Raw genomic sequence first — 13,280 nt, forward strand, 5'->3', positions numbered from 1 at the left:
GTCAAAAATAACGGTCATGTTCAAACTGATAAAACATTTACATAAGGGAAGAGAATAACCCAAATAGGCTTTTTATTTTCACATACCTTATACTGAGATATGAAAAAGTTATCTCAGAAAGATGAGGAAAACGAATATGTGTAATCAATGTAACGAATGTAATCATGTTTATTTAAACAACAGATCAAGAAGAGGCAATAGCTGTGGTTGTGGTTGTGGCAACAACTGGGATTATGATAATAACTGGAACAATGATTTTAACGGTGTCTATGATGATCGAGCATTTGCGGAAGCAAATCGTATCTTAAGACGAGTTGATTGTCGTCGTGAAAAAGAAAACCGTTGTGCACGTCAGTTTGTATGCTGCATGAGAAATATCAACAACTGGGATTAAACGTAAGAACTAGGCGCAGAACATGCGCCTTTTTCTTTGCGGATATCCCATGATTTATTAAGAAAAAATTTAGGAGCGATTGTAGTCATTATCGATAAGAACATGATACAATAGATATAACTAATCAAAATAAGGAGGGACGATCATGAAAAAGTGGTGGCAAAAAGAAGTTGTATATCAAATTTACCCTAAAAGTTTTTATGATGCAAATCATGATGGGATCGGTGATATCAAAGGAATTATTTCTAAATTAGATTATTTGAAAGAATTGGGAGTCAGTATGTTATGGATTTGTCCTATTTATGCATCTCCTATGGATGATAATGGATATGACATTAGTGACTATTATGCCATTCATCCTCAGTTTGGAACGATGGAAGATGTAGAAGAGCTGTTGTTACAGGCAAACCATAGAGGTATTAAGATCATGATGGATCTTGTGATCAATCATACGAGCGATGAACATGCATGGTTTCAACAGGCATTAGCAGACCCTAATAGCAAGTATCGTGATTATTATATTTTCAAGAAAGGCAAACAAGGGCATGCACCAACGAATTGGAGAAGTGTATTCGGTGGAAGTGTTTGGGAAAAGGTTCCAGGGGAAGAATCCATGTATTATCTTCATTCCTTTCAGAAAAAACAACCGGATCTAAATTGGGAAAATCCGAAGATGAGAGCAGAGCTTTACGAAATGATACGATGGTGGTTATCAAAAGGAATTGCCGGTTTTCGAGTAGATGCAATCAATTTTATTAAGAAGAATCAAGCATATCCCGATGGCTTCGCAGATGGTGGTGATGGATTATGCAGTTGTTTGGATTTCTGTCGTAATCAGCCCGGTATAGAGGTGTTTTTTAAAGAATTAAGGGAACAATGCTTTGATCGATTCGATTGTATGAGTGTCGCAGAGGCATGTGGTGTCGCATATGATCAGCTTGCGCCTTTTATTGATGAGACACAAGGGTGTTTTTCTATGATGTTTGACTTTAGCTATTGTGATTTTGATATCGGGGATCATGAGGAATGGTTTATCCGAAAGGATTGGACAGTGTCACAATATCGTTCCATGTTATTTCATAGTCAACAGAAAATCAATGAGGTTGGAATTGTTGCGAGTTTCTTAGAAAATCACGATCAACCAAGAAGTGTCAATAAATTGATCGTAAGAGTCGAAGATAGAAATTATTACAGTAAAACGATGTTGGGAATGATGTATTTCTTTCTAAAAGGTGTACCATTCCTTTATCAAGGTCAAGAAATCGGTATGGATAATGCACTTCGTACCAGTATAGAAGAATTTGATGATTGCAGTAGTCATAATCAATATGAACGAGCGATACAAGAGGGTTTCAATGAAGCACAAGCACTAGACTTTGTGAATCAAAGAAGTCGAGACAATGCAAGAACCCCAATGCAATGGGATGATGGGATGTATGCGGGATTTTCTAGTGTGGAACCATGGTTGAAGCTGAATGAGCATTATCGAGAGATCAATGTGAAAAAGGATCAAGCGGAAAAAAATAGCATCTTTCGGTTTTATCAGAAGATGATCTCACTTAGACAAAAGAGTGAAGTATCAGATATTTTGACGTATGGTACTTTTATCCCGATAGAAAGTGAAGAAGAATTGATCGTATATCAACGCTGTTATGAAGGGAAAACGGTGATCGTTATTTGTAATTTTTCAAATCAGATCCATCCATGTGATTGGAAAGGGTGTATACTGTTAGATAATTATGAATCGTATAAGGTAACTTCTTTACAGCCATATGAATGTCGTATGATCAAATAAAGAAAGGGAAGAGGAAACAATGAAAAAAACAGAAATGATTCTACAAGAGGTTCAAAAAGCTGTTGTAGGAAAAGAAGAGATACTGAAAAAAGTTTTGATGGTCATGTTGGCAAAGGGACATATCCTATTAGAAGATATACCCGGTGTCGGGAAAACGACCATTGCAGTTGCTTTTTCTAAGGCAATGTCCTTACATACCAGAAGAATTCAATTTACCGTAGATGTCTTACCAAGCGATGTAGTCGGATTTACTTCATTGGATCATGAAACAGGAAAGCTACGTCTACATGAAGGAGCTATCTTCTGTAATATTTTTTTGGCAGATGAAATCAATCGTACTTCAAGTAAGACACAGGCTGCATTGTTAGAAGTCATGGAAGAAGGCAATATTACTGTGGATGGTTTTACACAGAAAGCGTTGGCTCCTTTTTGTGTCATAGCGACGCAAAATCCATTTGGTTCTGCAGGTACTCAGCTTTTGCCTGAAAGTCAGATGGATCGTTTTATGGTTCGTATGAGCATTGGTTATCCAAGTCCACAGGATGAAATAGATATTTTAAAAAGAAAGAGTGATCATGATCCTATGCAGGATGTGATGGCAGTTGTGAGCGTAGATGATATTTTGATGATGCAAAAGGAAGTTGAAAAGGTATATGTACACGATGCTTTGTTGGATTATATGGTATCTTTGGTAAATGCAACCAGGAATCATCCACAGATCTTACAAGGAGCAAGTCCCAGAGCGAGCATCTCTTTATTACAGCTTGCCAAAGCAAACGCCTATGTTCACGATCGTGACTATGTGATTCCTCGTGATATCCAAAGCATATTATTTGATGTACTCGGACATAGGATCATCATGCAAAATGACAATGATCGCAGCCATGTAGAAGCTGTTTTAACACAAATACGAAATGAAACACCGGTTCCTAAAGGGGAATAAATCAGGGGTATTGCTTGCCAGGATCCGATATGGCTGCATCTGGATTGCGGTTTGCATCTTTTATTTATTTTATCAAAGCTATTTGACCTTTTATTTGTTTGTATTAACGACATGTCTTCCATGGCTAAGTTTAGGAATGATGAAAGCACAAAGAAAAAAATTACGATTAACGCTGAGTTTTTCTGCGAAAGATACGACAAAGGGAAAGAAAGAAGCCATAGTGATTCAGACGATGGGAGGGTTCTTTCCGATAGCAATCATGAAATTGGAATGTCAGATAGAAAATTTATTTTATGAAGAAAAGGAAGTTTATCAGTTTGCATGTTTATCAGGTAAACATGTGCAACAAAAGGAAATGGTGGATTGTAAGGTATGTGGAAGATTACAAGCCATGATTTCTTCCTATGAACTTATTGATTTATTGGGATTGTGGAAAAAGCGCTATCCATGTAAAGCTGATGCACAAATGCTTGTGATGCCTCCTTATATGCAATCCTCAACGATTGAAGAACTTGGAAAACATGGGATGGAAAAGGAAAAAGAAATCGCTAGAAGAACTGGTTTTCAATCAGATGATAGCTATGAAATCAAAGAGTATCAAGAGGGTGATTCCTTAAAACGTATCCATCATAAAATGACATATAAGTTACAGAAGCCGATGGTTCGCCAATATGCCAATTTAGAACAAGCACAAATTGTTCTACAGCTTGATATGCGAGGAAATCAAGAAATAGTAGAACGTACATTGACCACGTTTCATACCACTGCTCGCATCTTTTTAACACAAGGCTTACAATTGAAATGCGCTTATTTCTTTCAGCATCAACCTCATACCGTGGAAATGACGCAGCTTTCCACCATTCGTCAAGTATTATCTGATATTCTGAGTGTACCAAGGGATGAAAGCATCATAGAAAAGAAGGTTGATGATATTCAATATCGTATTCATGGATATGAATTGATGAAGTTACAAGATAAGGAGGGACCATACAATGGAAAAACGTCTTCCTTATGATCATTTTTTGATTTTTTTAGGTACCTTTAGTGTCTTTGCATGTTTCATGGCAGCTTTTCCCACAGCTTTCTCTTTTCCTTTATTCTTGTTATTGGCAATGCCTTTGTATTGTTTCATACAATGGATCGTTATGAAGCGTAATGGGACCTTGTTGCTTGTATTCTTTGCGATGTTTTTTATCATCCTGTTTCTGTTTCGTTCTTCCCTTATTGATGGATTTCAATATCTTTATAATCAAATGGTAGAGGTTTACACAAACAATGATCATTATGTCTTCAATGTGTATGAGCTAACGGAAGATGGAAACCATTTATTTTATGCGACATTTTGTATATTGGCTGTATTTATATGCTATGTGCTTGTATTAAGTGTAACCATTCAAAATCATGCATGGTATGGATTAGATTTTATCTTAAGCCTTTCATTGTTTGTACCGACGATCATGTATCGTATCCCACAACTTTTTTTGCTTGATGCAATGCTGTTCAGCTTTTGGATATTGCTGTTTATTTCAGGAACACTCATAAAACATGATGTATTATCTAAGATGAATAAACAAAGCTTTCAAAGAATGACAGGGCTTGTTTTTGCGATAAGCTTTGCGCTTCTTTGTATATTTCCACAGTTTCTATATAAAGAGAATCAATGGGTAGAACATGCACGATTACAAGTACAAAAGCTATATCAAAATATCACACACCATATGATAGCGCAAATGGAAGGTGAAGTTGATTTAAGAAATGCACAAGATCGATATTATTTAAATATCGAACAAATGAAGGTAAAAGCATCTTCTATCAAAGAATACTATATCAAGACCTTTACAGGGGCGGTTTATGAGGATCAAAAATGGAAAATGCTAGGGAACAATTATTATGAGGGTCAGGAAATTGATTGGGAAAACAGCTTTCTTTGGTATAAGAACACACATGAAATCAATCATAATGCCTCAAGAGAAACAATGGAAATAGAGGATGAACGATCAGATGATCGTTATGCATTGCTTCCTTATGATTTGGCACAAATACCTAAAGACTATGAATTACAATATGATGCTTTTGCGACAACCAAACGTCATACGATAACATATGAACTTTTGGATATGGAAAATCTAAAAGATCAAAAACAAAACAAATTCGACCGTAACTATGATTATTTTGTGAAAACCAGATATCTGAATGTTCCCAGCCAAATTTCTTCTCTGTTTCATCGTTTGAGGTTCGCTTATCCTTCTAAGAAATATACTGTAGATGAAGCTGCTTCTGTCATCAAATCTTATTTAGATCATGAAACAAGCTATACCTTGAAACCGGGAGCTACACCGACAGATCAAGATTTTATCACCTATTTTTTGACGGAAAATAAAAAGGGCTATTGTGTACATTATGCATCAACGGCTACCTTAATGTTTCGATATCTTGGGCTACCTGCTCGATATGTGGAAGGATATCATGTTTCTAAAAGCTCCTTTCAAGACCAAGGAACAGCAAGTGTATTAGATAAAGATGCACATGCGTGGGTAGAAGTATTTGATGAAGAACAAGGTTGGTTACCAATCGAAGTAACACCATCCTCAACTTCTGCTTCAACTTCGACAACACAAAACAATCCCAATCAAGAAAATCCAAATGAGGGTACTGTGAACAACAAACCTCAAGAGCAACAACAATCACAAAATCAAGAAGGTAGTAATCAAACAACAGAACCAAAGGAAACAAAGACAGAACAATTTGATCTTCCTGTTGAGTTTCTGATTCCAATAGCTATCCCGATTGTAGCATTATTCTTCATGTTTTGGATCCATAAACGTCGCTATCAAAAATGGATGCACAACATGACGCAAAAAGATCGTAAACAGGCATTAAAAGAATGCAGTTCCTATCTAACCCAATGGTCGTTATATGGTGTAGATATCGATGAATCAGATCATCGTATTTTAGATAAAGCGATATATTCTCAACATACGATGGATGAAGCAGAATATCAACAAGTTTATACCCATCTTATCCAACAGATACAGACCTGTTATCAACAGCTTTCTATCAAAGAGAAACTTTATGTTGTCTTTTGGAAGGCAATAAAATAAAGAAAACTGTGACATAGATCAATGTGTCACAGTTTTTTCAATTCCTTATTTTTGTAGTTTTGCTTTTGCTTTTGTTTCAAAGGCATCTTTCTTTACAATAAATCGATCATGCGTTGCTGTTGCGATTACATCGACTTCATCTCTTGCCGTTATGTTAAAACTTACCTTTTTTCGATCAACAGCACTGATTTCAGCATGAACAAATACCTTCATACCTGCAGGTGTTGCAGCATCATGCGTTGTATTCATCATGACACCTACGCTTGTTTCTCCCTCATCTAAAAAAGGATTCAGACATTCACAGGCAGTTTGTTCCATTAACGCAATCATCATAGGAGTTGCATATACCTCAACGATGCCACTACCTACTTTGCAAGCAAGTTGATTTTCTTGTACGGTAAGTTCTTTATCTAAAGCTGTATTAAGTACGATTTCTTTCATGTTTTTAAGCCTCCATTCAATGAATTTATTATAGCATATTCTATACAAATTTTTGAAAAAAGATATAGAATCCAAAGGACATGCACATACTACTAAGGTAACGGAGGTAATGATATGTTTATATATGATACAAAGTTGCCTATCGAAATCAAGATAGACAGACCTGATCCGGAAAGCTATTTTTTATTAGATTCGATTCTGCATGGAACAAGCGCCGGATTAAAACAAGCGATGGTGTATGTACGCCAAGCATTTATGATTCATAACGAAACCTTTCAACAGATCTTTATGCGTTTAGGCGCAAAGCAGATGAGTGATATGGAAATTTTAGCAGTATTGATTCATTTAGAACATGGCGAAGATGATCGCTATTATGATGAATCTAATGATGATACTCCTGTATTTGAATATATTATGAGTGATGAGGAAAAGGAAAAGATTCTAAAAGAACATGAAGAAATTCATCATGTCAATAACGATCTTAGTGCCGCAATCATGCGTGATTTAGAATTTGAATATACAAGAAAAGAATTGTATGAAGAATTACAGAAAAAGCTAAAAGATCAAGAGGCTTCAAAGGTATTTACCTATTTGATAGAAAGTACTTGTAAATCCATTGATGTGTTGAAAAACACGTTGCATATTTTAACGACTCATACCGAAATGAAGGAGTTTGGTGAGGGTGATACGCATGAATCATGGGATTTAGATACAAGTAATTATTTTGATAAGCCAAACCCATATTTTTTAACACCCAAAGATACAAAAGAAAGGTAACGAAGCAGGATAGAAATATTCTGCTTTTATTATTTGAAATATTACCCGGGAAAAGATGGTTTATATAAACATGCAAGTAAGTTTTCATGTATAATAAAGACATGAGAAAAAAGATAACCAAAGAGAACTATGCATCTATGAGAAGAAAAGGGAAGCAGAATGTAAGGGTCATGCTGATACTTTTTTATATGTTCTTACTTTGTTATGCAGTGTTGGGATATTTCATTGTTGATATGTTATTTATGAAAGCATATCCTGATGCTATCTTTATTTATCTTGTAAAAACGATCAGCATGCTGATGATTTGGCTTTTTCTGATTAGGATGATGTGGCGATTTCGAAAGATCGGAAGAACTTTATTTTCCATAGGAGCAATTTGTTCTCTGTATTCTCTTTATGATATGAAACTCATGTTGGATGTATCTCTTCCTATACAAAGTGATCAAGTATTAAATTATTTATATGCGGCTCTCATTGGGTGTAAGACGATCATCGTACTATCCTGTATGTTAAAGATGCGTTGTGATCCATTCATGCGATGCATTTGGAGTGCCTATATTATTTATGAAGATGCTTTGGATGAAGAAGAGGATGAAGAGGAGGAAGAGGATGAGGAAGAAGAACCGCTACAAGAGCTACCTTTCCAACATCATGATGCTATCCCTTTGATATTACGTCTCCCTCAAACAAGTCCATTGGTGTTAAAAGCGAAAAAACATATACGAATCAATGCTTTCCTATTCAGCACTTTGACATTTGGAGGATTCTTATTCTTTTATGTTTTCATGATATTTATGCAAATGAATGATCGTCATGATATCGGAATCGCTTATGTACAAAGACAGGTCATTTTATCCACATTATTCTCTATCTTGATATGGATGTTTCCCATCATTATGATGTTTTTCTATCATCGTTTTACGAAAGTGCTATTGTTTCTTGCGTGGCTATGTGAAGCAATCAGGCAAACTATGACAATACCGATGATCATAGAAACTTTTATGAGTCAACATTATACATGGAAAGCAGCAATGATTCTCATCGGTATAGAACTATGTAGATATCTATGTTTCTATAAGTTGACATTAAGAGTAGTACGAGATCCGTTTATACATACTTATTGGTCAAAACAATTTCGTACAAAGGAGCCTTATGAATAAAGGAATTCAAGTGAATTGCTTTTATCCATCCTTGCTTCATGGTATACTAAAAGTATAGAAGGAGGTCGTTCAAATGAAATTGAATAAGTATATTGATCATACGTTATTAAAAGCAGATGCAACCATTGATAAAATCAAAACGCTTTGTGAGGAAGCAAAAGAATATGATTTTGCGAGTGTCTGTGTAAATGGGTATTGGGTACCAACTTGTAAGGAGTTATTGGCAGGTAGTGATGTGATGGTTTGTACTGTCATTGGATTCCCTTTAGGCGCAATGAGTACAGATGCAAAAGCATTTGAAACAAGAGATGCAATCAACAATGGTGCGAATGAAGTTGATATGGTTTTAAATATCGGTGAAATGAAGGCAGGGCATTATGATGCTGTCAAAGCAGATATCGAAGCAGTTGTTGAAGCTGCACAAGGACATTGTGTGAAAGTGATTTTGGAAACCTGTTTATTAACAAAGGAAGAAATCGTAAAAGCATGTGAGTTATGTATGGAAGCGAAAGCGACCTTTGTGAAAACATCTACTGGCTTTTCTACTCGTGGGGCAACGGTAGAAGATGTAAAGTTGATGAAGGAAACCGTTCAAGATGTTTGTAAAGTAAAAGCTGCAGGTGGTGTAAGAACCTATGAAGATATGGAAACCATGATTGCTGCCGGTGCGGATCGTATTGGAACAAGTGCCGGAGTAACTCTTATGCAAAGAAAAACAAGCGAAGGCGGATATTAAAAGCAGGAATAGACAGTAAGCGTAATATAGTTCGCTTACTGTTTTTTTTCTTGATTAAAGAGTTGTTGATGTCATAATAAAAGGGAAGGAGATGATATATATGGAATGCAAAGAATGTTATAGTACGTATCGAAGGATCACCCCGCTTTTGAAACCAGAGGAATGTTTAAAGCAACATACACAATATATATGTGGAACATGTGGAAGATGTATTTGCATTGAAAAGGATAAGCAAAGAGGTTTACAGCGATGGAATTTCCCTTTTCAATCTCTTGAAAAAGCGATCCTATATCTCAGAACAGCAGACGTTACTACAAAATGTTGTTGTGGAATCTATGAATTACAAGATGCTTCTGGAAGATTATCTTATAAGATTTTCAAGGATGAAAAGGAATTGGCTTCTTATTTGAAGAAGCATCAAACAAAACATTGTTTAACGAAAAAGCCCCTATATCAAAGATCACAATATGAGGAATTTGAAGAAACTCAGATCAGAATATTAACCCTAGAAGAACAAAGAGAATATCGAAAACAACAAATAGAAGAAAAGAAGTTACGCAAAAGGTGAATCTTTCTTTAAGTAAGAGCTAAGAAAGTTAACGATCTATTTTCATAGGAAATAGATGCCCTACTTTACATTTATAGTAAAATTTGTTAAAATGCTATCAAATTATAAAAAGGAGAGATGATTTATGGATGACCCCCAAGCGTCATCGATGATGCTGCAATTACTGCTGATCGTAATACTGACGCTGATCAATGCTTACTTTGCTGCCAGCGAAATGGCCATAGTCTCAGTAAGTAAAACAAAGATCCACCGTTTGGTGGAAGAAGGAAATAAGAAAGCAAAGCTTGTAGAACAGCTTCTACAAGAGCCTACTGCATTCTTATCTACCATTCAAGTAGCAATCACATTGGCTGGATTCTTTAATTCCGCAAGTGCGGCTACCGGTATTTCCCTTCGTTTGGCTACAGTATTAAAACAATGGCAGATTCCTTATGGAGAAACCATTGCAATGGTTGTAATTACGATTTTATTATCCTTTGTGACGCTGATTTTTGGTGAATTGGTTCCAAAACGTATTGCTTTGCAAAACGCAGAGAAATTTTCCATGTTTTGTGCCAAACCAATTGTGGTGATTTCTAAAATTGCTTCACCGTTTATCAAAATTTTATCCTGGTCTACAAAATTTGTATTGCGTATCTTTGGCATGCATGATGAAAATGTAGAAGAATCTTTATCAAGAGAAGAAATACGTTCTATGGTGGAAAGCGGACAGGAAAATGGTGTGTTCAATGAAACAGAAACCGAGATGATCAATAGTATCTTTGAGTTTGATGATATTCAAGCTGAAGATGTTATGACACCTAGAACAGAGGTATTCTGTATTGATATCAATGATCCTATGGAGTCCTACTTAGATGATTTGATGGAGTTACATTATACAAGAATTCCTGTATATGATGATACCGTAGATGACATTATCGGTATTCTTCATATCAAAGATTTTATGATCGAAGCTCATAAATATCATTATGATTTTGCGAAAATCGATATCAAAAAACTATTAAGAAAACCTTATTTTGTATTAGAAACAAAAAATATTGATGAATTATTTAAAGAAATGCAGAAAAAACGTCAACATATGGCAATTTTAGTAGATGAATATGGTGGATTTTCAGGTATCGCAACCATTGAGGATTTGGTAGAAGAAATCATGGGTGATATCGAAGATGAATATGATGAAATCGAAGAACCGGAACTAAAAAAGCTAGATGATCATACTTATTTGATCGATGGTTTTATGAACGTAGATGATTTAAATGAAGAATTATCTTTGGAAATAGAAAGTGATGATCATGATACCATATCAGGATTTCTACTTGGCTTATTGGGAAAAATACTAGAAGACGGATCAAAAACAAGTATTAACTATAAAAATCTACATTTTGATATTCTTGAAGTGGAAGATAAACACATAGAGAAAATAAAATTAACAATAGAAAATGAAACAAAACAAGAAGATGAAACAACAGCATAAAAGACCGATGAGGTCTTTTTCTTATCTAAATGGTATCTATCTATGTATGATTGGTTCAAGAGAAGAAGCATTTATTGAGATTGGATCTTTACTTTTAAAAAGTTTATTATTGCATTTTTCAAGCTTTATGTTATCCTTAGAAAAAAGGAGGTAGCTATGAATCATAAAGCAGAAGTGAAAGAATGGGCTACTGCTTTGATACTGAAGCGACTGAGAAATAGTAAAGCAGGATCAAAACAGTATGAGCTTGCGAATGAACTGCATATGAGCAGACAATATTATGGAAAATTAGAAAATGCTAGAGCAATCATAACGAAAGCGGATAAAGAGGCTATCTGTTCTTACTATGGGATGAGCTTAAGAGCATTTAACAGAATGGTTCAAAAGGAAATGCGGATATTAACGGGAGAAGAAAAAGAAGAATACGCAACAGAAAAAGTTGACTATGTGAGGATTCGTGATGAGAAATTCCATAACGAATAATTTTTTTGACTTTACAATAAAGGGATACTTAATTTATACATAAAATATATATTATCACTTAATATGTATATCTAAAAAAGTATGATAACTCTATAATTTATTCAAACGAGGTAAATTATGGAGAATATAAATTTTGGTAAACTGATCAAGCAGAGATTAAAAGAATTAAATATGACACAGGGTAAACTTGCGAATAAATTAGGTGTCACTGCCAGTCAGGTTTCTCATTATCTAACTGGAAAAAATGAAATACCATATCAAAATATGGTGAAAATTTGTAAGATATTAGATTTAAACTTGAATAGGTTTTATCATATTTATGATGGAGCTATCACAGAGGAAGAAATGAAATTGATAGAGACCTATCGTCTTTTAGATGCAACTCAGCAAACTGAATTATCTCATTATATGAATTATTTATTATATCAACAGCATCACACAGATTAGGTCAGTTGATTTTTTAAGATGCTGTTTTTTCTATTTATATAAGAATTGGCTTTTATCCGTCTTAACTATTATAACATAAATGTTTATATAATTAAATCCTTGAATATATATTTTTTTTGTAGTAGTATAACTATGTAAAGGAAGGTAGCATACAATATGCTACCTATAGGGACATGGGTATGAGAAAAGTTAAAATTTTGCTATCATTAGTTATTTGTTCGTTTTTGTTATTACCATTATCAATTCAAGCCAAAGGAGAGAGAGAAATAAGAAAAAAAGATGAAATTGTTATAAATCAACAAAACGACAGTTTCACGGAATTAACTAGAGAGGAGTTTATAGAACATATAGCAAGAAATAATGGTATTTCTTATGAACAAGCGGAGATTGAAGTCACGCAAAAGGATTTTAATTGTTTTAAAGAAAGATCACTTAATGGTGAAATACAGCCACGATCAATGATACTTCATTATGGTTATTTTGAATCTTATTTCTATACACCAACAGATGAATATAATGATCCACGACGAAGTACATGTGCAAAGTTTGGAGTTTATGCTTCATATTATTATCCTGATGCTGATACATCTTGGGCTTCAAGAAGATTCAATGCTGTACATGATACTTATCTTTATGCAGCTAACGATTTTACAAGTGTCATTTTACGAAGTAAATATGCATACGTAAGTGGTTCTTATTCAATAAATTTTGATGCAAGATTTGAAATGAAAAGAGATGCACCATTTATGTATTATGTAGAATATACAATGTCTCATAAATTTTACATTTAGGTACATTATTTATGCAAAATACAATCACGAAGATTATATGGATATCCTTTAGTTTGATGGTGTATGGTGGACTAAGAGATTTTGAATATATTGCAGATTTTGCTATGGTTGTATTCATTCTTTCAATCATAGCATATCCATTAACAAATAAAAAAGAAGAGTAAACAAAA

15 protein-coding genes are annotated in these 13,280 nt (G+C 34.5%); 14 read left to right on the forward strand and 1 reads right to left on the reverse strand.

Annotated elements, in window-relative coordinates; all coding sequences use genetic code 11:
• The first annotated feature begins 136 nt into the window (after positions 1–136).
• The 5 genes from UGRO018_RS03595 (at position 137) to UGRO018_RS03615 (ending at position 6,233) form a co-directional block, all read left to right on the forward strand.
• On the forward strand, positions 137–394 hold the full coding sequence (locus tag UGRO018_RS03595; protein WP_416325087.1) for a hypothetical protein: 258 nt from the start codon (positions 137–139) through the stop codon (positions 392–394).
• 145 nt (positions 395–539) lie between these two features.
• Positions 540–2,189: a glycoside hydrolase family 13 protein gene (locus UGRO018_RS03600; RefSeq protein ID WP_416325088.1), complete on the forward strand. Its 1,650-nt coding sequence runs from the start codon at positions 540–542 to the stop codon at positions 2,187–2,189.
• 19 nt (positions 2,190–2,208) lie between these two features.
• Positions 2,209–3,132 (forward strand): AAA family ATPase, encoded by a 924-nt coding sequence (locus UGRO018_RS03605; RefSeq protein ID WP_416325089.1) that lies wholly within the window; start codon positions 2,209–2,211, stop codon positions 3,130–3,132.
• A complete protein-coding gene (locus UGRO018_RS03610; RefSeq protein ID WP_416325090.1) occupies positions 3,104–4,147 on the forward strand; it encodes a DUF58 domain-containing protein in 1,044 nt (347 codons plus the stop codon). The genes UGRO018_RS03605 and UGRO018_RS03610 overlap by 29 nt, the downstream gene beginning before the upstream one ends.
• Positions 4,125–6,233, forward strand: a complete 2,109-nt coding sequence (locus tag UGRO018_RS03615; RefSeq protein ID WP_416325091.1) for a transglutaminase domain-containing protein — start codon at positions 4,125–4,127, stop codon at positions 6,231–6,233. The genes UGRO018_RS03610 and UGRO018_RS03615 overlap by 23 nt, the downstream gene beginning before the upstream one ends.
• Positions 6,234–6,278: 45 nt before the next feature.
• Here the strand turns inward: UGRO018_RS03615 and UGRO018_RS03620 are convergent, their stop codons facing one another.
• On the reverse strand, positions 6,279–6,674 hold the full coding sequence (locus tag UGRO018_RS03620; protein ID WP_416325092.1) for a thioesterase family protein: 396 nt from the start codon (positions 6,672–6,674) through the stop codon (positions 6,279–6,281).
• A gap of 114 nt (positions 6,675–6,788) precedes the next feature.
• Between UGRO018_RS03620 and UGRO018_RS03625 the strand changes: the two genes are divergently transcribed.
• The 9 genes from UGRO018_RS03625 (at position 6,789) to UGRO018_RS03665 (ending at position 13,274) form a co-directional block, all read left to right on the forward strand.
• Entirely contained in the window at positions 6,789–7,451 is a 663-nt protein-coding gene (locus UGRO018_RS03625) for a manganese catalase family protein (protein WP_416325093.1), read from the forward strand.
• Between the two features lie 137 nt (positions 7,452–7,588).
• Complete coding sequence (locus tag UGRO018_RS03630) at positions 7,589–8,611, forward strand: hypothetical protein (RefSeq protein ID WP_416325094.1); 1,023 nt, start codon at positions 7,589–7,591, stop codon at positions 8,609–8,611.
• 73 nt (positions 8,612–8,684) lie between these two features.
• On the forward strand, positions 8,685–9,347 hold the full coding sequence (deoC, locus tag UGRO018_RS03635) for a deoxyribose-phosphate aldolase (RefSeq protein WP_416325095.1): 663 nt from the start codon (positions 8,685–8,687) through the stop codon (positions 9,345–9,347).
• Between the two features lie 100 nt (positions 9,348–9,447).
• Positions 9,448–9,915, forward strand: coding sequence for a hypothetical protein (locus tag UGRO018_RS03640; protein WP_416325096.1), 468 nt, complete (start codon positions 9,448–9,450; stop codon positions 9,913–9,915).
• Between the two features lie 124 nt (positions 9,916–10,039).
• Positions 10,040–11,389 (forward strand): hemolysin family protein, encoded by a 1,350-nt coding sequence (locus tag UGRO018_RS03645; RefSeq protein ID WP_416325097.1) that lies wholly within the window; start codon positions 10,040–10,042, stop codon positions 11,387–11,389.
• A 156-nt stretch (positions 11,390–11,545) separates the two neighbouring features.
• Positions 11,546–11,872 carry a helix-turn-helix domain-containing protein gene (locus tag UGRO018_RS03650; protein ID WP_416325098.1) on the forward strand — a complete coding sequence of 109 codons (327 nt, stop codon included), beginning with the start codon at positions 11,546–11,548 and terminating at the stop codon, positions 11,870–11,872.
• A 117-nt stretch (positions 11,873–11,989) separates the two neighbouring features.
• The gene (locus UGRO018_RS03655; protein ID WP_416325099.1) at positions 11,990–12,319 is read left to right on the forward strand and encodes a helix-turn-helix domain-containing protein; all 330 of its coding nucleotides are present in this window, start codon (positions 11,990–11,992) and stop codon (positions 12,317–12,319) included.
• A gap of 179 nt (positions 12,320–12,498) precedes the next feature.
• Positions 12,499–13,110, forward strand: a complete 612-nt coding sequence (locus UGRO018_RS03660) for a hypothetical protein (RefSeq protein WP_416325100.1) — start codon at positions 12,499–12,501, stop codon at positions 13,108–13,110.
• Positions 13,111–13,121: 11 nt separating this feature from the next.
• The gene (locus UGRO018_RS03665) at positions 13,122–13,274 is read left to right on the forward strand and encodes a hypothetical protein (RefSeq protein ID WP_416325101.1); all 153 of its coding nucleotides are present in this window, start codon (positions 13,122–13,124) and stop codon (positions 13,272–13,274) included.
• The last annotated feature ends 6 nt before the right edge of the window (positions 13,275–13,280 follow it).

This window comes from Hoskinsella mucinilytica, from assembly GCF_045223415.1.
GTDB lineage: Bacteria > Bacillota_I > Bacilli_A > Erysipelotrichales > Erysipelotrichaceae > Hoskinsella > Hoskinsella mucinilytica.

Bases quoted from the DNA above. Each gene is read 5' to 3' on its own strand.
- UGRO018_RS03595 (WP_416325087.1), top strand. From the start codon at position 137: ATGTGTAATCAATGTAACGAATGTAATCATGTTTATTTAAACAACAGA.
- UGRO018_RS03600 (WP_416325088.1), top strand. From the start codon at position 540: ATGAAAAAGTGGTGGCAAAAAGAAGTTGTATATCAAATTTACCCTAAA.
- UGRO018_RS03605 (WP_416325089.1), top strand. From the start codon at position 2,209: ATGAAAAAAACAGAAATGATTCTACAAGAGGTTCAAAAAGCTGTTGTA.
- UGRO018_RS03610 (WP_416325090.1), top strand. From the start codon at position 3,104: ATGAAACACCGGTTCCTAAAGGGGAATAAATCAGGGGTATTGCTTGCC.
- UGRO018_RS03615 (WP_416325091.1), top strand. From the start codon at position 4,125: ATGGAAAAACGTCTTCCTTATGATCATTTTTTGATTTTTTTAGGTACC.
- UGRO018_RS03620 (WP_416325092.1), bottom strand. From the start codon at position 6,674: ATGAAAGAAATCGTACTTAATACAGCTTTAGATAAAGAACTTACCGTA.
- UGRO018_RS03625 (WP_416325093.1), top strand. From the start codon at position 6,789: ATGTTTATATATGATACAAAGTTGCCTATCGAAATCAAGATAGACAGA.
- UGRO018_RS03630 (WP_416325094.1), top strand. From the start codon at position 7,589: ATGAGAAGAAAAGGGAAGCAGAATGTAAGGGTCATGCTGATACTTTTT.
- deoC (WP_416325095.1), top strand. From the start codon at position 8,685: ATGAAATTGAATAAGTATATTGATCATACGTTATTAAAAGCAGATGCA.
- UGRO018_RS03640 (WP_416325096.1), top strand. From the start codon at position 9,448: ATGGAATGCAAAGAATGTTATAGTACGTATCGAAGGATCACCCCGCTT.
- UGRO018_RS03645 (WP_416325097.1), top strand. From the start codon at position 10,040: ATGGATGACCCCCAAGCGTCATCGATGATGCTGCAATTACTGCTGATC.
- UGRO018_RS03650 (WP_416325098.1), top strand. From the start codon at position 11,546: ATGAATCATAAAGCAGAAGTGAAAGAATGGGCTACTGCTTTGATACTG.
- UGRO018_RS03655 (WP_416325099.1), top strand. From the start codon at position 11,990: ATGGAGAATATAAATTTTGGTAAACTGATCAAGCAGAGATTAAAAGAA.
- UGRO018_RS03660 (WP_416325100.1), top strand. From the start codon at position 12,499: ATGAGAAAAGTTAAAATTTTGCTATCATTAGTTATTTGTTCGTTTTTG.
- UGRO018_RS03665 (WP_416325101.1), top strand. From the start codon at position 13,122: ATGCAAAATACAATCACGAAGATTATATGGATATCCTTTAGTTTGATG.